The sequence below is a fragment of the Pedobacter indicus genome, from assembly GCF_003449035.1.
GTDB classification, from domain to species: Bacteria; Bacteroidota; Bacteroidia; order Sphingobacteriales; family Sphingobacteriaceae; genus Albibacterium; species Albibacterium indicum.
On record NZ_QRGB01000001.1, the window covers coordinates 2725694 to 2745928 of the forward strand.

A 20235-nucleotide genomic window follows, 5' to 3' on the forward strand; every position below is an offset into this window, starting at 1 on the left:
AATTATGAGAACACTATTAACAACGCTGGTTTCATTCTCCATCATATTTTTCATATCAACATCGGGCAACTATCTTTTTGCACAAAATACGCTAGAGAAATATGTAGAAGAAGGCCTCGAAAACAATCTTGTACTCAGCCAGAAAAACGTTTCTTGGGAAAAGGCCATGATCGGCCTCCAGTCTGCGAAGAGCTTATATCTACCCGCGGTGGCTTTCCAAACAACCTATAGTACTGCAGATGGTGGTCGGAATATCCCGCTTCCTCTTGGTGATCTTTTAAACGGGGTTTATGCTACGCTCAATCAATTAACCCAGACGCAAAGTTTTCCTCAATTAGAGAACGAGGAAATCAATTTCTTTCCTAAAAACTACTACGATGCCAAGATAAGAACCACCGTTCCTATTATTAATTCCGACATTCACTATGCTGTTAAAGTAAACGAACAACAAATTGTACTGAAAGAATTTGAATTAGAGATTTACAAACGGGAGCTGATCAAAAATATTAAGGCCGCCTATTATAACTACCTGTCGGCATTAAAAGCGGTAGAAATCTATGAGTCTACATTGGGTCTGGCCGAGGAAGGTAAACGCGTAAACGAAAAACTGTATGAAAGTGGCAAAGGTTTACCAGTATATGTGATGCGATCTGAAAGTGAGATCGCACAGGCAAATGCTGAGCTATCTCAGGCTAAGCAACAAAGTGAAAATGCAAAGCTTTATTTTAATTCACTATTAAATAGAGCTTCAGATCTTCCCATAGATACAAGCTTTTACGCTGAAGAAGAACTTCTTCATGCTCAGCAACTGCTACATAAAGAAATTGAAACCGATCGCAGGGAGGAATTAGCTGGATTAAAACAGGTACGATCAATCAATGAATCGCTTCTTGAAAAGGATGAAAGATATTTTTTGCCCAAATTAAGCGGTTTTCTAGATTTGGGTTCACAGGCCGAAGGAATGAAGTTCAATGACCAAAGTCGTTATTATATGGTCGGGCTTCAACTCGATATCCCCATCTTTTCAGGCCTACGAAATAAATATAAGATAAAGGAAGCAAAACTAGAGCTGAAAAACAGCCAACTGCAATTCGATGACGCAAAGAGACAACTTGAATTAAGTGCCAATGTATCGAAGAACAAACTTAAATCTTCCTTTGAAACCTATTACGCGTCGCAGGAGCGACTGAAAGCTGCGGCCGCATATCAGAGGCTCATCGATCGTGGCTTTAAAGCTGGTGTTAACTCATTTATTGAAAGCATCGATGCCAGAAACCAGCTAACCAGTGCTCAACTAGCTACACAAATCAATTTGTACAACGTCCTGTCCGCCGCTGCGGAACTCGAACGGGAATTAAATAGTAACCAAGATATTAATCCATAGTCATGAAAGCTAATTATCAATTCCGAGTGATACTTTGCACTGTATCCGCGATTTTATTTTTAAGCGCCTGCAGTCAGAAGGAAAAACAAACCGACAAGAGTGATGAAACCACCATTCCGGTCAAACTGATGTCTCTTCGGCAAGGAGAAAATAGTTCAAAAATAACCGCTTCCGGCGTATTTACCACCGAAGAGGAAACGGTTCTTTCCTTTAAAAACGGAGGGATCATTCAAAGTATCGCGGTGAAAGAAGGTGACCGAGTTAGCAAAGGACAGGTTCTGGCGACGCTTAACATGGCAGAGATAGACGCCAGCGTTCAGCAAGCCAACCTTGGTCTGGAAAAAGCGAAGCGAGATTATGAGCGTGCCCTTAGATTGTTCGAGGATTCAGTAGCAACAAAAGAGCAACTTGAAAATGCAAAAACTGCCCGGGATATTGCATTACAACAAAATCGTGCAGCTGAATTCAATCGACGTTACTCCCAAATCCGGGCAACCGACGATGGATATGTCCTAAAGCGATTCGCCACCGCGGGTCAAACCGTCGGACCGGGCACACCCATTCTGCAATTAAACGGGGCAGGAAACTCGAATTGGAAGCTAAGGGTTGGCGTAAGTGATCAACAATGGGCTATTTTAAAAATAGGAGATCCGGCTATAATAGAAACAGATGTTAATAATGAAAGTATCCCTGCTTCCGTTATTAGAAAATCTGAAGGTATTGACCCCTCTTCGGGAACTTTTACTGTCATTTTACAAGTAGAAGAATCCAATATTAACCATATTGCGACCGGTGTATTTGCTCGTGCAACCATCACGCCGACCCAAAACTATTCTGGTTGGAACCTACCCTATTCAGCGGTACTGGATGGGAACAAAGGTGAGGGTTATGTATTTGTTACGAATGACAAAAAAACAGCGAAAAGGGTTCCCGTTCAAATCAATTCAATTAACAAAGATATGGTAACCGTGACCGATGGGCTTGGTCCATATCAATATGTGATCGTTTCAGGAAGTGCGTACCTAAAAGACGGATCTTCAATTAAAGAACAGGAAACTGTTGAACAAAATTAAAAATCGAAACAATGAGTACCGCAAAATACGCGATAAAAAACAGTCAATTTACATTGATTATGGTGATTATGGTATTGGCATTGGGTGTCAGTACAATTTTAAGCATGCCTCGTTCCGAAGATCCCGAAATGAAGACAACCGTATTTCCCATTGCGATTGTCTACCCGGGAACAAGTCCGCAAGACATGGAAGAGCTTGTCGTAAACCCGATCGAAAGCAAATTATATGACCTCAGCGATATTAAACAAATTAAAACCTCGATTTTTGACGGTGTCGCTGTGCTTTTCGTCGAATACACCTTTAAATCTGACGTAGATGATAAATACCAGGAGCTTGTACGCGAGATTGGCGCTTTGCGACCATCACTACCCGAAAACATCTACTCGATCGATATCGACAAAGTAGACCCGTCCAATGTAAACGTTATCCAGCTGGCATTGATTTCGGAAAATGCGCCCAGGCCACTACTAAAGAAACAAGCTGATGACCTGAAGGAAAAACTAGAGTCCATCAAAGCGCTGAAAGATGTAAAAATCAGCGGTCTGTCTGATCAGATTGTCCGGGTAGACGTACAGCCAGACGAGCTGGCCCGGATGAATATCCCTCTATCCCAGATAATGGATATGCTTCAAAGTGGTTCACAAAATATTCCCGGAGGGAGCATCTTAGCTGGCGGAAAGACATTTAGTATAAAAACAACGGGTAACTATCAAAGCATTGACGATATTAAAAACACCATTGTCAGCAGCAGCGAAGGCAAAAACATCCTTCTTAGGGACGTTGCTGATGTTTATCCAAGCTTTGCAGCTGAAACCCATCTTACCAGACTCAATGGATATCGTAGCCTCTTCATTAATGCAGCAATGAAAAAAGGCGAAAACATTACTGCCGTTCAGGAAGAATACACCTCTGTAATCAGTGAATTTAAGGACGAGTTACCTAAGAATATGGATCTGGTTACGAGTTTTGATCAGGCAGATAATGTTAACAAGCGGTTAAGTGGTCTGGGTATCGATTTTTTAATCGCAGTAACCCTTGTTATATTCACGCTCCTCCCCTTGGGAATCCGCGCGTCGGGAATCGTGATGATCGCTATCCCGCTATCGCTTTCAATTGGAGTAGTCTTACTACATCTGTCCGGTTATAGTTTAAACCAATTGAGTATTGTGGGCTTTGTTGTAGCATTAGGGCTTCTTGTGGACGACAGCATCGTTGTCGTTGAAAACATCGAGCGGTGGATGCGCGAAGGTTATTCCAAACTAGAAGCGGCAATCAAAGGTACCGAACAGATCACACTGGCAGTAATTGGTTGTACAGCTACCCTCGTTATCGCATTTATGCCACTTATGTTTATGCCCGAAGCAGCCGGTTCGTTTATCAGAAGCCTGCCCGTTGCTGTTATTTTTTCGGTATTGGCGTCTATGGTAATCGCATTGACAGTCGTTCCATTTTTAGCGACCAAAATGTTAAAGCCGCACGAACATCCTGAAGGGAATAAAGTTTTGCGAGTATTTCAAAAAGTTATCCATAGCACTTACGCCGTCGTGCTGGACAAAGCTTTGAAGAAACCGTGGACAGCAATACTTATTGCGGGGCTTATTTTTGTGGGTTCACTTTTTCTCATACCGGTCATCGGTTTCAGTTTATTTCCAGCATCAGAGAAGCCTCAGTTTTTAATTAATATTACGACGCCGGACCAATCGAATATTTATTATACAGACTCCATCACCCGGCAAATAGAAGCTGATCTGGCAGAGCTACCACAGGTAAAGTATTATTCATCAAACGTAGGTAAGGGCAATCCGCAGATTTATTACAATGTCGTTCAAGCTAATACTAAAAGTGATTTTGCCGAAATCTTTGTACAGCTAGAAGATGATATCAAAGCAAAGGATAAAGTCAAGCTGATTAATGAGCTACGAGAACGCTGGTCGCCTTATCCCGGCGCGAAGATTGAAGTTAAAGATTTTGAACAGGGAGTACCGGTTATCTCGCCTGTTGAGGTCAAGCTTCTCGGTGACAATCTAGACACGCTGCAAAGTTTAGCATCGAAAACCGAAGAGCTTTTAGCTTCAACAGAAGGCACGATTTATGTCAACAATCCTGTTGAGAATAAAAAGACGGATATACGTGTCAATGTAGATAAAGCTAAAGCATTGGCACTCGGTGTACCTACAGCCTACATTGATCAAACAATCCGGATGGCTCTGGCGGGTATCGATATTGCCACGTTCACCGACCCAACAGATACCAATAATGAATATCGTATTAGGCTAACTGTACCACGAGATCCTTATCCGGATCTAACCGTTTTTGATAATTTGTACGTCAACAACGTACGTGGTGGCGCGGTTCCATTACGTCAAATAGCTAGTCTGGAGCTAGAATCTTCTTCCCCTCAGATTAACCACCTGGATAAGATCAGAACCGTTTCTGTTAATTCGTTTGTAGAAAGCGGCTTCTCTAATGATGAAGTTATTCAGAGCGTTATCGATAAAATGGAAGAGATGCCGCTGCCTGATGGCTACCAATATATCATGGGTGGCGAAGTAGAAAGCCGGGAGCAGTCCTTCGGCGGTTTTGGTACTGTTATTATGGTCACTGTATTCCTTTTTATTGCGGTGTTAGTTCTCGAGTTTAAAACCCTAAAAAGTACATTCATCGTTCTGTCTGTAATACCATTGGGAATTGTAGGTGCTGTATTAGCCTTGCTCGTGACTGGCAATACGCTTTCTTTTGTCGCTACCATTGGCATGGTCGCTCTTGCGGGAATCGAGGTCAAAAACACAATCCTATTGGTCGATTTTACCAATCAACTACGAAGAGAAGGAACCGAGCTTAACGAAGCTATCGAAAAAGCAGGTGAAATCAGATTCCTGCCGATCATTCTTACAACACTGACGGCAATTGGAGGTTTGTTGCCCATCGCATGGTCGAGCAACCCACTGATTTCACCATTAGCGATCGTTATGATCGGAGGTCTCATTAGCTCGACTCTACTTTCACGTATCGTAACCCCCGTAGTTTACAAACTCATGCCTCCGAAAATTGAAGAGGAAAAAACTGCTAACGACGAAAACCGATAAAGGAAGATATTCGGATGAACAAAGTAAGCTATGCTGACGAACGGGTTGTTCAACGCTTATAATACAAGTTGCTTATGAAGTCTCAGTAAGGTTTCACCTGGCTTTTTACAGAAGCCTATATGAACTTTAGAACATTGAAGAACGGTGCTTCGGGTAGCCGTTAGCCATCTGAAGCGATCCGCTATAGGAAGGACCCCTATCGGCCCTCCATCTGGACCACCAATGCAGATCTTCTCAAACGACCGCAGGTGATTTTCAATATCCTGAATATCGAGTGAAGGTGAAAAGATATTTAAGCGCTTCTCATCCAACGTAAACGCGGCTTCTAAAAAACGCTGCTCCTTACAATATAGAACAACGCCGATATTGAGAAACTCTTCTCGTTCCACTAATGGAACGAAGCGAATCACCGCATATTCATATTGATATCTATCTTGCATTGATGGCTTCTTTAACAAAGTTCACTGAATGGGCAATTCTCTTGTTTAGATATTGCGCGTAAACACTTCTGTGTTCGTCTACCGACTCGAAGGGACTGTCAAGCAACAACCAACTTTCAGGAATCAGGTTAACAATAGAATCAATTAATTGCTCGGTCAACAAGCCTTTAAACTCTTCGTCTACCCTTTTCAAATCTGTAGCTAATGGCAACAATACATGATCCTGAATCTTTACGAATGGCTTCAACGCCTGTTCTTCCCAGTTTTGCCAAGAATGATGAAAATACAAGGAAGCACCATGGTCAATTAACCATAACTCCTTCTTCCAAAGAAGCATATTCGTATTTCGCGGCGTCCGATCAACGTTTGTGATGAGGGCATCAAACCAAACAATCTGTGAAGCCAGTAGCGGGTCTACCCTTTCTGCAAGAGGGTCAAAGGTAATTGCTCCGCTCAAATAGTGTAATGCCAAATTCAGACCTTCACTGGCGCGCAGCAAATCCTGTATTTCTTCATCCGGCTCGCTTCTTCCAAAACCTTCATCTAAATTGGCGAAGACAAGTTCTGGAACCTTAAATCCCAATGCGCGGGCTAATTCACCACCAATCAATTCAGCAATAAGGGCTTTTGCCCCCTGGCCTGCTCCACGAAACTTTAACACATAAAGAAAATCATCATCTGCCTCAACCAGAGCCGGCATGGACCCTCCTTCTCGAAGTGGTGTTATATAACGAGTGACATCTACTGTCCGGATTTCAGGAAAGTTTTGTACCATAAGTTAAAATTAAAACGCGATCGGTGTTTAGGGTAACAAAGCAAGTGCTTCTTGAATATATTTCAATCCCTGATCCGAATAATGTAATTTAAGTGCCTCTGCCCTTCCTTTTTCATCCATTTTCAACAAAGATTTTCTCAGAATATTTACAATCTTTTCAGCACTATATTTTGGGAAGAAATCTTCGTATTGATACTGAAGAAAAACTAAACAGAGCGCATTTTCCAATGTCTGAACCTCTGGGTCTACCTTGATTTTTTTCTTTAAAATTAGCTGTTGTACCCGTTCAATAAAACTTGAATCATAACCGCTCTTTTCCAAAATCGCCGATGCTTTATCCGCGTGATAGTTGGCTAAAGTTCTCCTCCACTCTAAATATCCTGTTCTTCCATCGGGGTATTGGTCCCTCGGGATTTCCCAACGGCCAATATGTTGGCTACGCGAAGCAAGGAGTAATTCTTCACTTGCCTGCGAATCGAGGTGAACAATAGTTTCATGTAACTTCAATGCCAAAAAATATTCTTGAGGATATATTTTTCCCTCCCAGGTATACGTGTTCGGATCCTGTTTATTGTAAGCGTCGAAGCTCTCAAATGCGAGTGATAATCTATTCATCGCTGCAAATTAACGGAAAAACTTAAACATTGAGCCTTCGTACTTAATATAGTTTTTTGGTATTACCCTCAGTGAGCCCTTTCCATGAATCCGTCCGAAAGGGCGAAGCCGGAAAGCCGGCACTATTGAATAAGTTGATATCGATATTATCGTCATACCATCCGTAGCGTACAGCCTTAGGGTCAGCTACTTCATTGCTAGACACTTCTACATAGTCTCCGACGATCTTTGCATTTGCCTTTTTAAATACCTGATCTTCTCCCGCAATTTCAAATCCAACAAGCGCCTCGCCATTTTTTGATTGAAGACCTCCTTCTAGGTGATCAAAATAAATTCGAACCCTCCCATCTTTTTCCTTCATTTTCTTGTACATGGGACCACTATAAGGGTTCTTTTTGTTATAGCTTTGATTAAGAGCAATCGCAGCGAGGCGATTACCAACATCTAATTTATTCCTCGGATGAATATCCTTGCTGTTTCCAATATCCGTTATAACAGCCATTCCTGTGTTTGGGACTGACAGGGTCATCATTTGTGATTCGCGCAGCTCGGCCCAAGAACTACCCTTCTCGCTTGTGCCTCCAAATGCGTTATAAGACGTCAATTGCACAAAATAAAAAGGGAAATCGCCCTGCCCCCATCGGTCTCTCCAATCTTCAATTAAAAGAGGAAATGTTTCCCGATATTCATAGGAAATCTGCGAGTGTGCATTGTTTTCCCCCTGATACCATATGACGCCCTGAATCGTATAAGGGATCAGGGGCTCGATCATGGCATTCGAAAGCAAACTGGGCGCTGAATTAGGTTTTTTCTGTTTTAAAAGCGTGTCTGGCAATGACTTTGGCACTTCTGCTATTCTATCCCCGAATGTATCGGAACTCTCAAAAGCTGCTCTGCTAATCCAGGTTTCTGCCATCGTACCGCCCCACGAAGAGTTGATCAGACCAATCGGCACACCCAATTCCTCGTTCAGTTTTTTAGCGTAGTAATAGCCCACCGCTGTGAACGACGGCGCATTTTCTGAAGTAGAGACTTTCCATTCCGCTGCCGTCATTAGATCATCCTGTGGCATATCAGACACGTCACGCTGTATTTTTATGTGACGAATCTGATTGTTGTTAGCGTTTTTTATGGCGGTTTCAGCATTATCTGTGTTTTTCAATGCCCATTCCATATTCGACTGACCCGAACAAACCCACACCTCCCCGATCAGTACATCTTTAAAAGTCACCTCATTATCTCCTCTGATCTGAAGCTCGTATGGGCCACCCGCTTTTTCTTTTTTTAACTCCAACTCCCACTCACCGGCACTATTCGCAACAGTCTTAATATGTTGCTGGTTTAAACTTACGGCGACTTCTTCTCCGGGGTTCGCCCATCCCCATACTTTTATTGGTTTATTGCGTTGTAATACCATGTGGTCACCGAATAGTTTCGGGAGCCTTACATCGGCCAGGGTAATAACCGCACCGAATAAGAAAAGAACGATTAGAATAAAATGTTTTTTCATAATTAAGCTTAAGTGGATTTCGGAATTAAATTTACAATTAATATGACTTTATCCAAGATTTAGGTTCAGATATTCTAATTGATTTATGTTCAAAAAACATTTTTTTCTGATACCTTAGCACATCAAAAAAATAATTCGTAGCATTTTTTCTATGAGAGGTATTAAAATTGGACTGCTTGGTAAAGTAGTAATCGCCATTATTCTCGGTATTGGCGTTGGATTGGTTTCTCCTGACTGGATTTCCAGAATATTTATAACGTTTAATGCCTTGTTCAGTAATTTTCTGAACTTTATTGTCCCACTGATTATTCTGGGTCTGATCGCTCCGGGCATAGCAGATTTGGGTAAAAACGCTGGTCGACTACTTTTAATTACATCGCTATTAGCATATGCCTTTACAATTTTCACTGGATTCTTTGCTTATTTTTCTGGAAAGGTCTTTTTGCCCGGCCTGTTATCGAGTGATGGGACGCCTCACTTCGAGGCGGCTGTAAAAACACTTGAGCCCTATTTTACACTTGAAATGTCACCGGTGTTTGATGTTATGACAGCGCTAATCTTATCTTTCACACTAGGACTTGGCATCGCTTTTATAAAAGGTGAAACGTTGAAGAACTGTTTGGATGAATTTGAAGATATTATTATGAAGGTTATTAATCATATCATCATCCCCATTCTGCCCCTCTATATTTTCGGGATTTTTCTAAACATGACGGTTGCTGGTCAGGTAGCGAGCATTCTCACCGTTTTTATAAAAATTATTGTTCTCATCTTTATTCTGACTATTATCCTTTTAATTGTTCAATTTGTAATTGCAGGTGGAATTGCAAAGGTCAACCCCTTCAAGGCTTTAAAAAACATGCTAACTGCCTATCTCACTGCTTTAGGTACACAATCGTCAGCAGCTACCATACCGGTTACCTATCAACAGACACTGAAAAATAAAGTCGACCCTGACATTGCCGGCTTTGTGATCCCGCTCTGTGCGACAGTTCACCTATCAGGGAGCATGCTAAAGATTACACTTTGTGCGATAGCTGTCATGTTAATGAATGGCGAGGTGATCAGCACAGAAATTTTCGTCGGGTTTATCTTTCTTTTGGGCATTACAATGATTGCGGCTCCGGGTGTGCCGGGCGGAGCGATTATGGCTGCCATGGGCGTATTGTCCTCTGTTTTAGGATTTAGCGAAGATTCCTTGGGATTAATGATTGCGCTTTACATAGGCATGGATAGCTTCGGTACCGCATGTAATGTAACGGGCGACGGTGCCATTGCCTTAATCATAAACAAGATCTACAAAAAGGACATTAATACAACAATAAGGTTACAGGAAGATTCAAACATGTAGCGGTAGATACCCGTTTGTCGTACTATTATAGTAAAACAACAAATAGTATTATGAAAAAGTATCTTGTAATTTTAACGTGTGTATTGACGGCAGCTTTCGCTTCATGTGAGAAAGATGATGTTGAAAACGTACGAGAACGTGATGAAAAACGCTTGGAAGAGTTGTACAACGAGATCAAAGAAATCTCAGAAAGTGTAACATGTGAAGACGCTGGAGAATGGGAATTTACAGCCATCGGCTCAAAGGCTTGCGGCGGACCAACTGGATATATCGCCTACTCAAATACCATTGACACCGAGGCTTTCCTAGAAAAAGTAAAATTATACACAGAACTTCAGCAGCAATTTAATATCGATTGGGAAATTACCTCCGACTGTAGTGTAGTCGCAAAACCCTCTGGTGTTATATGTAATGATGAAGGGAAACCCGAATTTGTTTACAACAACATGGTACCGAATGAATAACTCCAATCGGTAAAAGATACTTTAAAAAACAAACGATAGGAGCGCCATTAAGAACTTAATGGCGCTCCTTCTTTTTTATTCCCCGGTATAAAAGTCCCTTAACGAACCAAAATAGTCTTCATTCCAGCCAGCAACGATATCGTCGTAATCCTCGTCAGGAATATTGGTATGGGTCAATTCTACAGAGGTGCCTATTTTATGTGGATGCAATTTGATGGTCACGATAGAATCTTCTTCCTGATCACCAAAGTACCATTTCTGAACAATTTTTTTGTCCTTTTCAAATTGTAGGTTTACCCCGACAATACTACCATCCCATAAGGAAAACTCTGAACCCTCAAGCTCTTGCATTTCAGCCTTGTCTCCGGTCCACAGTTCAATGGTTGCTTCAGTCGTTAATGCTAGGTATATTTCCCAGGGTTTCGCTGTAATCGTAAAATATTTCTTATAATCTTTCATATGAGTACCTAATATGCATTCTTCCCAATTTACTTATCTTCCCAGCCCATTAATTTCATAACACCTAAAAACTCGCTAGAGACTCCTGCCCGAATAAGAACAGATTCTTTGGTATGGGGGTGCTCAAACTTAAGCTCCGATGCATGAAGTAACATAGTCGTCATATCCCACTGCTCCTTAAAAAAACGGTTCTGTTTGTTGCAACCATGTTTTCTATCCCCAATTATCGGGTAAAAAATATGCGCAAAATGCCTACGCAATTGGTGCATCCTACCCGTCAGCGGCGTCGCCTCCACCAGCGAGTATCTGGAAGTTGCATGTTTACCCAAAGCGAACGGTATTTCAGCATATTGAAGGGTCTTAAAATAGGTAAAAGCCTCCTGCATCATGCCATTTTCCTTCATCAGTGGATAATCTATTTCCATTTCTCGAGGTGCATAACCTCTTAATACAGCCAAATATTTTTTCCCTACCTGATTACTCATGAATTGTTTGTGCATGGCAATCTCGGTGTCCTTATCGAGTGCAAAAAGCAGAACACCACTGGTCTTACGATCTAGACGATGAACCGGGCTTACATGCTGGCCTATCTGCTGCTTTAACGTTTGAAGAGCAAACTCGGTTGCATCTCTTGCAATAGACGATCGATGCACCAACAAGCCATGAGGTTTGTTAATAGCAATTAAGTTTTTGTCACGATATACTACTTCAAGCATCAAATAGTTTTATGCGAATGTAAACATATCAAAACATTTTATAAACAATTCATTGTTCAAGCTGTTCTACAATTAGAGAACTAACTCAATATCAAGGTCTTTTAAAAAAATATTATCAACTATAAATTACATGTCATGAAAAAGTTATTATTCAGCTTCATTGCTGCCATGTTTCTTACATTGACCATCCAGCAGGTCTATGCGCAAGAAGAAAAACCAACGGTTCCGGACACAACGAAAAAGGAAAAACTTCCTGTAGTCCCAGAACCTGAAGTACCGATGCCAACGCCGGAAACACCAGAGACACCGAGTACACCAGAGACACCGAAAGTTCCGGAAACGCCGAAAGTTCCGCAAACCCCGGAAACACCAAAAGCACCGGAAGTACCTAAGGTACCAGAAACTCCATTACCGCCACCACCGCCACCAACTCCTCCTACGATTTCATAGCAAACGGATACAGGAATTTTCAACAAAAAGAGGCTCTTGTGAAAGCCTCTTTTTGTTTTATCGATAGAACTTTTTGCTTTTGACCAGCATCCTATAGCTACTCCTTTTTAGATTAATCGAACGCTGCAACTGTTGGTCGGCATACCTCGCTTTCCTGTAAGCAGCAAATACCAAGGTTGGTGTCAATAAACCGATAGACTGAGATTTTTGGTCACGACGAACGACCGGGATCAGATCTGTATGGTAACGATCCATCATCTCAACAGCAAAGCTTAGTCGGCTTTCCGGATAAATATAAATTTTCTTTGTGTCGACGATGCTCTCAACCGTCTCTGAATCATCCAGATCAGTATTGTGCAGATCTTTTAATTTTAATGTCCCTGCTAAATCACCATCTTCTTTTTTCACAATCAACATATGTCGGCCTGGTTGATTCAGTCTTACCCAGTCCTTTACTTCTCCGATACTTTGACTGATCGTAATCTGTGGCTTTATATACTCCATTACATTACCTACATTCATTTGCTGGAGCACATCAGGTGCATAAGCATCGGGCGTATAAATGCCTCTCCGTTTAATTTTCTCCGTCATAATCGTACCCTTCATTAAAAAGAAGGAAACAAAATAAGCTGAGGTGCAGGCTCCCAACAGCGGCAATAAGCCGTGAGGCTGCATCGTCGTCTCCATCGCGAATACTATTGACGTAAGAAGCGCTCTTGCTGAGCCGGCAAACATGCTGGCCATACCGATCAACGCGCAGGTCGGCAAGTTAATATCACTTCCAGGAAATATCCACAATATCAACATTCCCATACCCAGCCCAAGAGCCCCTCCAATCGTAAACAAAGGAGCCAGGGTACCGCCTGATGTTCCGCTTCCTAAAGAAACCGACCAGGAAATAAATTTTAAAACCGATAAGCCGAAGATCAACTGCAAGGGAAGATTACCAGTAAGCAAATCAGAAATATTTGAATACCCAACGCCCATGGTATAAGGTGCAAAGTAACCCACGACACCGACTGCAACCGCACCGATAGCCGGCCACCACATCCAGTGGATCGGAAGCTTCTCAAACAAGTCTTCAATCAAATAAATGCTCTTTGAAATATAAGCTGCTAGAACGCCTATAATAGCTCCCATAATAACATAACTTATCAATGCTTTATAAGTGGGCAATGGAATATCTGGCATCCCGAACATCGGCTCCGAACCAAAAAAGAGTAGATGCATGGCTGCTCCGGAGGCACAGGCTAGAGCTACAGGGATGATAGAACGTGGAGAAAACTCAAATAGTAGCAACTCAATGGCCAATAACACGGCAGCCACAGGCGTTCCAAAAATAGCTGCCATACCGGCCGTGGCGCCAGCGGTCAGCATGATCTTCCGCTCGTTTGGCGTTATCCTCATTATTTGTCCGGCGAAAGACCCTAAAGCTCCCCCAGTTGATATAATCGGCCCTTCCGATCCAAAGGGTCCACCACTACCAATGGAGATAGCCGCAGACAAAGGCTTTAGGATCGTGATTATGGGCTTAATCTTACTTTCATTCGTCAGTACCTGTTCCATCGCTTCAGGAATACCATGTCCTCTGATGGCCGCTGAACCCAGTCTTGCCATCAAACCGACAATCAGTGAGCCTATAATAGGTATAAAAATAACCAACCAGCCTAACTGATGGCCTTCGGGTGTATTTTCAACAAAAGAAAAATCGCCGTAAAAGAAAAGATTGGTTATCAAATGGATCAACTCAACTAACACTTTGGCTATTACACCAATGATCAGCGCATTGATAACTGCCTGAATACTTAAATATAACACCCTCCGCGATACAGACAAGCTCGTTGGCTCAAATTCGCCACTTACATCAAGACTAGGAGCAATCGGGATAGATTCTCCTTTTTCTTTTTTTTCAAACATGAATATTTTTTTTGCAAAAGTATGATCTTAATCATAAAATTAAGCACATAAATATAAATTATTTACCATTTTATATTATATGTACAATACTATTAGAATATTAGCGATTGAAATAATATTCGCTATTTTCGCATATGAAAATACACTCGCATTGTTTTTTATGTCAGCATTGCCTTCCGGAATGGCGTCTATTGATCGACACGAAAGCGACGATACATCAATATAAAAAAGGGGAATCAATCTTCAGAGCGGGAGAAACGTTGAATGGATTCTATTTTATCCATGAAGGAAATGTTAAGATTCATAAAAAATGGAAAAACAACCGAGATCTTATTATTAAATTCGCTGGCCCAGGTAGTGTCTTAGGTCATCGTGGTTTGTCCGATCATGTACATCCGGTTTCCGCTACTGCCCTTAATCGGGTAACCCTCTGCTTTGTTGATGCCGATTTTTTTGCTACAACCTTATTGGTCAATCATGAACTGGCGCACCAAATGGTTCTGTTCTTCGCTTCAGAATTGCAAAAAACGGAACAAAGCATGTCAAACATGGTACAAATGGATGTAAAGAGCAGAATTGCACTGTCACTATTGGATATATCGAACGTATTTGGAACTGACCAAGAAGGCTTTATCAACTCATCTTTAAGCAAACAAGATATAGCCTCCTATGCAGGAACTACGTATGAATCGCTTTTTAAGACACTCAATGAATGGAAAGACAAAGCTATTATTGATCTATCTGAGAAGAAGATCAAGATAATTGACAGCAGGAAATTCAAGGAGTTGACAGCAGGGTAGTTTAATGATAAAGTAACTTGCCATCCTTAATTGTGGCAGCAGATGTGTAGGGGTGTTCCTCTACTTTTTTATCAGATAAAATATGCAGGACTGTCCAACCTTCCAGTTTCAAGACATCCGCAATCATGCTTCGGTGACAGCGCCACCATACGGCTTCTGCACACATCAGGCATACATTTTCCGTAGCAGCTTCTTTTTCAAGATCTTTAAGTCCCTTTTTAAACTCCTTGGTTTCCATATAATCGGCATAACCTCTAAACGAGTCATTACGCCAGGCGGTATTGACTGAATCTTTATGAACTTTTCGCCTTCCACCAAGTATCAGCCAATGTTGATAGGAAATTCCTGATTTTAACAAATCACTCTCAAAATGTTCTTTGTTAAATTGTGGGAATTTATTAGAACCCGGTAAACTTCGTACATCCACCAAAAGATCGATCGAATTGATCTTCAATAATTCTATGAACTCGTCCCAAGACCGGGTAGAATGCCCTATCGTCCAAATCCGTTTCTCTTTCGCCTGTGTCATAAAGCAGCTATATCCTATGAATCAACAATTTAACATCCCCTTCTCCGCGATTTAATATATATGTCTGATAATCACTTTCTACTATTTCTTCCAAGAGATACAGTGGCACACGTTTATGATTAACATACAAAAGCTCGTTATCTGCCAGCTCAGGAAGAATTCCTAAAATGGTTTCCATCGGCCCGGGCATCTGCAAGGCTCGCACATCAATCTCCTTAACGTCTGAAAACTTAGCGTGTATTTCTTTAAAGTCAGACTCGCTTACCATTTTCACTTTTTCAGTGCTGCCAACAGTAGCTGGGTCTTGACTTAAATCAACCTCAGCAGCAGACTTGTAAAAATACGTATGATATTCTTCGGAGCCTACACTTTGTGTAAATGTTTGTACACCATCTTTTTCCAACAATCTGATCAAAGGAACGGGAATAAACTTATTGACAATACATAAGGCTTCATTTTCAGGAACAGATTTAAATTTCTTCAAAATATCTTTTAAAGGGTCGTCACCTCCTTCCAAGATATGACGAACATCAAATACAAGGATCGCGCTTTCAGGTAAACCTTCAAGCCAAGAAGGAGTCTTCTCTTGCACTTCATTTTTTTCTTCTACAAAGCGCATAACAAAACCTAATGGACGCAATACACGATCAAAATCATCAAGCGTACAGCCACCCATCTTAGCTGCTTCTGTAATTGTAACACGCGAAGCCATTAACTTCCTTAGGATTGGGTTTCTTAACTTTTCCAATGGTTTAGAAAGACCAGCAATCGCATCAATGCTCTCCTTGTTCCATTTGATCAGGTCAGCAATCCGAGTATTCCCGCTAACTTCCAGTGTATCCATCGTTGCTCTAATTTAATTGGGTACAATATCATAATAGGTGATTAGATAATAGAGTGCCCATCCAAAAAAACCAATTAAAATAATCCAAACCCAAGCGGGTATACTTTGTGGGGTTTCACTTCCCTCAATATAAAATTCACTTGAATTACCTTTGCCGTATGCATTGATCATCAATGGTAACACTCCGTCAACAACTGCATTTTCCCTTAAACCTTCAATTGAGATTGCGGGACCGTTTCTAACTTCAAATGGCACAATCCGCACTCCTTCTTTCCCATTCGGGTCCTTGCTGACAATTTTCAACGTATGTTTACCGTCGACCAACCTTGTTGTATCCAATTCAAACTTTACGGGCGTCATAAACGATGCAATTGGTGTCGTTTCTTCATCGATAAACAGCAATATGCTACTCTTGTTTTTCATTATATTCGATGATTTAATCGTTTGTAAGTATAAAACGTTTGATATGTTTTTTAGACTTTTCACCTGGTTTCACCAAAAACTTAATCGAAAAGAACAGGGTTACGACAACGATGATCCCAATGAACCAAACAATTAGCATATCCCAGTTACTTTCCGGACCCGCACCATGCGAAATCCCTCTTAACAATTTTGGCTGTTGTTTTTCACAGGCAGGACAAGCCAAACTAGCAAGTGTTGGCAACATCAACATGAGTGATAATAAATACTTTTTCATACTTGAAACATTTTCTGATAACACTTACTGTGTCACCATATCCATAATTTTTTGAACTTCATCAGCGGTTACCTCTTTTGCGTCATTCCCCCAACTAGTACGTTCGTGGTTCATAATTGCGGTTATTTCGTCAGCTGTCAGTCCCGCTGTTTGGCCGACAGCCGGCATCGGCCCGTAACCTTCATTTGCACGCGCGTTGTAACCGTTCATAATAATATCGACGAATATTTCAATATCATCATCCAATACAACCGAACTTCCTTTCAAAGGCGGGAAGGCGCCCGGCAACCCGTTTCCATTAGGCTGGTGGCAGGTCTGACAATGTGTTGCGTAAAGAGCTGCCCCGTCAATCGAACTTCCCTCCTCTACTGCATCTCCTGTATTTCCACTCTTTGCCGAACTGGTAACGTTCCCACCTCGTTTGTACAAGAACTCCGGCATTGGATCTCCCGTTGGCAGTTCAGTCTGCTTAAGTGATTGCAAATAAGCTACCAAATTCAGGGCATCTTCAGTCGCCACAACCTTTCCCTTTTTGCCTTTTAAGAACTCTTCCGGTACGGCGACAACAACATCATCCAGACCCACATGTTCTTTCAGCTCAAACAACCAAGGGTACGCAGGCATTACCGACTCGCTTACTACCGCGCGCGGATTGTATAAGTGAACTAGGTTCCACTCCAAACTCGGTTGACGATTCCCCACGTTGATTAAATCCGGTCCGGTACGTTCCGTCCCCATGAGCGTTGCTGTGTTCCGCCATAAATCCTGACGTTTTATATCTGCATAATCTGCTGAAATACTTGGTCTTGTACCCCACATTTTGTCCATTTCTACATTCCGAACCTGTTGTGTGTGGCAGGCAACACAACCATTAGCTATATACAAAGCCTTTCCCTTTCTAGCTGCCTCACTTAAAGGCTCTGCATTAGGCAATGGAGCGTTACGCGCCTGATTATCCAGCGCAGGCATAATTGCTACAAACAGCGTAAGAACAAGAAACAGTACCGCTGTCGCAGTAAAAAGACTCTTATGATTATTAAAAAATTCCATCGTAACTTACATTATATTATAATTATTCAATATTCTTAGCTGCTCCTCTTTCCAGCTCACGCAAAGCAAGGTCTTTCACATCTACTTCAGAGCGGCTGAGCCACATCCGATAGAGATTATAAGCAAAAACCAAATGCGATATCCACATCAGACTCCCTCCAATCGCTCTCCATAACCAGTGAGGAGCCATCATCACGACGCTATCAATAAATGGTTTACCTTCCATCCATGAAAGCCCGCGCATAGTTCCGCCAATCATTAAGGGCACTGAATAAAACATCAAGCCTATTAAAGCCAACCAGAAATGAGCACCAACCCAGATTTGCGGGGGTTCTTTTCCTGTCAATCGAGGCACAATAGCATACATACCCGCCCATAGGAAAAAGGTGATGATTCCGTACATCGTTAAATGGGAGTGAGCAACCGTAAAATCAGTGAAGTGCCAAATCAGGTTTGTTTCCCTAAAAGCCTCTGCAGTGCCCTGCATCGATCCTGTAAAATAGAATACGATACCAACGATAAAAAACGGCAGGGTATAACTGTCAGATACTTTGTACCAAGCGCCTTTGAATGTCATTAAGAAGTTTGTTGTACCCGCTACGACTGGAATAATCATTCCTGCGCTACCTACAATTGCCACAGTTTGCAACCACCAGGGAATCGAACTAAAAACAAAATGGTGTGTGCCAATGAGTGTATAAAACAAGATTTGTGTCCAATAGGCCAATATTCCCAGACTATACGAATAGATAGCCCTGTTAAGCTGTTGGGGAAGATAGTAATACACAATCCCTAGTGTAAACATCATAAACCACATACCCACCCCTTGGTGCATATAGTACCCCTGGACAATTGTTTCCCCTAGACCGGTTTGCCAAAAAGGCAAATAAGCTACCAAGGTGATTACAATCGCAAACATCAATCCGGCTACCATATACCAATTGGAAATATAAATTTCCTTTGTCTTTCGATTAGCAATTGTTTTAATAAAGTTGATCAGCGTGATTACCAGCGCGACTGCAAAAGGTAACATAACTGGCCAAATATATTCTCTGAACTCGCCACCGCCATTATTCACGCCTGCCATTAAAGAAATTGTTCCGGCAAGAACGGTAATATTGATCAGCACAAGAGTTATCCAACCCAATTTAACGCTATAAAGCTTGTTATTTCCTACTCGAGGAACAGCGTAATAACCTAAAGCCAGCATACCGAGCGAAGCCCATCCCCAGAAAACTGAATTGGTATGTACTGGTCTCAATCGCCCAAAACTTAACCAACTGCTCTGGTCAATATCGGGCGCTACAAACTTAATTCCCACATACTCACCCACAGTTGTACCAAATATCAGCCAAAAAGTAGCTGTCAGTACAAACCACAAGACGAGCTTGCTAAGCTTCGGATCAATCGGCGGTCTCTTGGTCGCCCGCTTTTTCACCGCCACTACAGGCAAGGAAGGATCTGGATTCTCCCTGATCAAACCTCTACTGTCCTTAATTTCATAATTCCCAGAAAGTTCCCGATGTGACAGCTCATATTCAAGCGCCGCCTTCATATCTTTAATATTTTTTTCTACTTCGTCGTCAGGCAATGATTTTAGATAATCCGCTAATTGTTTCGCCTCATAACGCTGCGACTGCATATGCACTTTCCGTACAGATCGTCTAATTCGGAACGCTAACAACAATAGAGCTACAATAACCGGAATAGCAATCAGAATAACAGTAATAATGATCCCTCCGCTTGTGGCCAAATTGCTCGTATCTGTCTGAACCTGACCGACTATCAACAATCCCATAGCTTTCTTTCCAGCACCAGGATTTAATACTCCGCGTTTTCTCAAATCTAACAAAGTCGAAAGTTGCTTCGAATCAAAGTTTTTTAAATGATGATCAAACCGGTTTTCAATAGGTGCTGTGTCCAGAAAAGACTGCTCCTTTATCTTCCGTATTTTTGACATGATTGAAAAGGAAAATACAAGTAAAATGACTACGATAAGTGTTAAAAATATCACCAAACCCGTTAACCAGACGTTCAGTGAAAGAAATATGACTAAGGACATGATATATGGTTTT

General features: G+C 41.7%; 20 protein-coding genes. 6 read left to right on the plus strand and 14 right to left on the minus strand.

Annotated elements, in window-relative coordinates; all coding sequences use genetic code 11:
• The first annotated feature begins 4 nt into the window (after window positions 1–4).
• The 3 genes from D3P12_RS12060 to D3P12_RS12070 are packed head-to-tail and all read left to right on the plus strand — an operon-like array spanning window position 5 to window position 5543.
• A complete protein-coding gene (locus D3P12_RS12060) occupies window positions 5–1384 on the plus strand; it encodes a TolC family protein (RefSeq protein WP_118195831.1) in 1380 nt (459 codons plus the stop codon).
• Window positions 1385–1386: 2 nt separating this feature from the next.
• A complete protein-coding gene (locus D3P12_RS12065) occupies window positions 1387–2457 on the plus strand; it encodes an efflux RND transporter periplasmic adaptor subunit (protein ID WP_118195833.1) in 1071 nt (356 codons plus the stop codon).
• A gap of 11 nt (window positions 2458–2468) precedes the next feature.
• On the plus strand, window positions 2469–5543 hold the full coding sequence (locus D3P12_RS12070; protein WP_118195835.1) for an efflux RND transporter permease subunit: 3075 nt from the start codon (window positions 2469–2471) through the stop codon (window positions 5541–5543).
• A 56-nt stretch (window positions 5544–5599) separates the two neighbouring features.
• Here D3P12_RS12070 and D3P12_RS12075 read toward each other — a convergent pair whose 3' ends face one another.
• From D3P12_RS12075 to D3P12_RS12090, 4 genes are read right to left on the minus strand one after another with little or no spacing between them, the layout of a single operon-like run.
• Window positions 5600–5983, minus strand: a complete 384-nt coding sequence (locus D3P12_RS12075; RefSeq protein ID WP_118195837.1) for a DUF3037 domain-containing protein — start codon at window positions 5981–5983, stop codon at window positions 5600–5602.
• Entirely contained in the window at window positions 5973–6758 is a 786-nt protein-coding gene (locus D3P12_RS12080; RefSeq protein ID WP_118195839.1) for a HipA family kinase, read from the minus strand. The genes D3P12_RS12075 and D3P12_RS12080 overlap by 11 nt, the downstream gene beginning before the upstream one ends.
• A gap of 27 nt (window positions 6759–6785) precedes the next feature.
• Window positions 6786–7373 carry a DUF4202 domain-containing protein gene (locus D3P12_RS12085; protein ID WP_118195841.1) on the minus strand — a complete coding sequence of 196 codons (588 nt, stop codon included), beginning with the start codon at window positions 7371–7373 and terminating at the stop codon, window positions 6786–6788.
• A 43-nt stretch (window positions 7374–7416) separates the two neighbouring features.
• Entirely contained in the window at window positions 7417–8883 is a 1467-nt protein-coding gene (locus D3P12_RS12090) for a sialate O-acetylesterase (RefSeq protein ID WP_118195842.1), read from the minus strand.
• Between the two features lie 151 nt (window positions 8884–9034).
• Here D3P12_RS12090 and D3P12_RS12095 point away from each other — a divergent pair, with 151 nt between their 5' ends.
• Together D3P12_RS12095 and D3P12_RS12100 are read left to right on the plus strand one after the other, a co-directional pair.
• Complete coding sequence (locus D3P12_RS12095) at window positions 9035–10234, plus strand: dicarboxylate/amino acid:cation symporter (RefSeq protein WP_118195844.1); 1200 nt, start codon at window positions 9035–9037, stop codon at window positions 10232–10234.
• 50 nt (window positions 10235–10284) lie between these two features.
• Entirely contained in the window at window positions 10285–10698 is a 414-nt protein-coding gene (locus D3P12_RS12100; RefSeq protein WP_118195846.1) for a hypothetical protein, read from the plus strand.
• 75 nt (window positions 10699–10773) lie between these two features.
• On the opposite strand, the gene D3P12_RS12105 is transcribed toward D3P12_RS12100, so the two are convergent.
• From D3P12_RS12105 to D3P12_RS12120, 4 genes are all read right to left on the minus strand, one after another.
• A complete protein-coding gene (locus D3P12_RS12105) occupies window positions 10774–11157 on the minus strand; it encodes an SRPBCC domain-containing protein (RefSeq protein ID WP_118195848.1) in 384 nt (127 codons plus the stop codon).
• Window positions 11158–11186: 29 nt separating this feature from the next.
• Complete coding sequence (locus D3P12_RS12110; protein WP_118195850.1) at window positions 11187–11873, minus strand: pseudouridine synthase; 687 nt, start codon at window positions 11871–11873, stop codon at window positions 11187–11189.
• Between the two features lie 197 nt (window positions 11874–12070).
• Window positions 12071–12349 (minus strand): hypothetical protein, encoded by a 279-nt coding sequence (locus D3P12_RS15660; RefSeq protein ID WP_205941103.1) that lies wholly within the window; start codon window positions 12347–12349, stop codon window positions 12071–12073.
• 31 nt (window positions 12350–12380) lie between these two features.
• The gene (locus tag D3P12_RS12120; protein ID WP_118195852.1) at window positions 12381–14240 is read right to left on the minus strand and encodes a chloride channel protein; all 1860 of its coding nucleotides are present in this window, start codon (window positions 14238–14240) and stop codon (window positions 12381–12383) included.
• A 134-nt stretch (window positions 14241–14374) separates the two neighbouring features.
• Between D3P12_RS12120 and D3P12_RS12125 the strand changes: the two genes are divergently transcribed.
• Complete coding sequence (locus tag D3P12_RS12125; protein ID WP_118195853.1) at window positions 14375–15040, plus strand: Crp/Fnr family transcriptional regulator; 666 nt, start codon at window positions 14375–14377, stop codon at window positions 15038–15040.
• 1 nt (window position 15041) lies between these two features.
• On the opposite strand, the gene D3P12_RS12130 is transcribed toward D3P12_RS12125, so the two are convergent.
• Genes D3P12_RS12130 through D3P12_RS12155 form a run of 6 tightly spaced genes read right to left on the minus strand, consistent with a single transcriptional unit; the run spans window position 15042 to window position 20222 of the window.
• Window positions 15042–15569, minus strand: coding sequence for a DUF488 domain-containing protein (locus D3P12_RS12130; protein ID WP_118195855.1), 528 nt, complete (start codon window positions 15567–15569; stop codon window positions 15042–15044).
• Window positions 15570–15576: 7 nt separating this feature from the next.
• Complete coding sequence (locus tag D3P12_RS12135; RefSeq protein WP_118195857.1) at window positions 15577–16413, minus strand: DUF2249 domain-containing protein; 837 nt, start codon at window positions 16411–16413, stop codon at window positions 15577–15579.
• 12 nt (window positions 16414–16425) lie between these two features.
• Window positions 16426–16836 (minus strand): cytochrome C, encoded by a 411-nt coding sequence (locus D3P12_RS12140; RefSeq protein WP_118195859.1) that lies wholly within the window; start codon window positions 16834–16836, stop codon window positions 16426–16428.
• A 13-nt stretch (window positions 16837–16849) separates the two neighbouring features.
• Window positions 16850–17110: a hypothetical protein gene (locus D3P12_RS12145; RefSeq protein WP_118197094.1), complete on the minus strand. Its 261-nt coding sequence runs from the start codon at window positions 17108–17110 to the stop codon at window positions 16850–16852.
• A 24-nt stretch (window positions 17111–17134) separates the two neighbouring features.
• Window positions 17135–18160, minus strand: a complete 1026-nt coding sequence (locus tag D3P12_RS15855; RefSeq protein ID WP_118195861.1) for a cytochrome c — start codon at window positions 18158–18160, stop codon at window positions 17135–17137.
• Window positions 18161–18182: 22 nt separating this feature from the next.
• The gene (locus D3P12_RS12155; RefSeq protein WP_118195863.1) at window positions 18183–20222 is read right to left on the minus strand and encodes a cbb3-type cytochrome c oxidase subunit I; all 2040 of its coding nucleotides are present in this window, start codon (window positions 20220–20222) and stop codon (window positions 18183–18185) included.
• Between the last annotated feature and the right edge of the window lie 13 nt (window positions 20223–20235).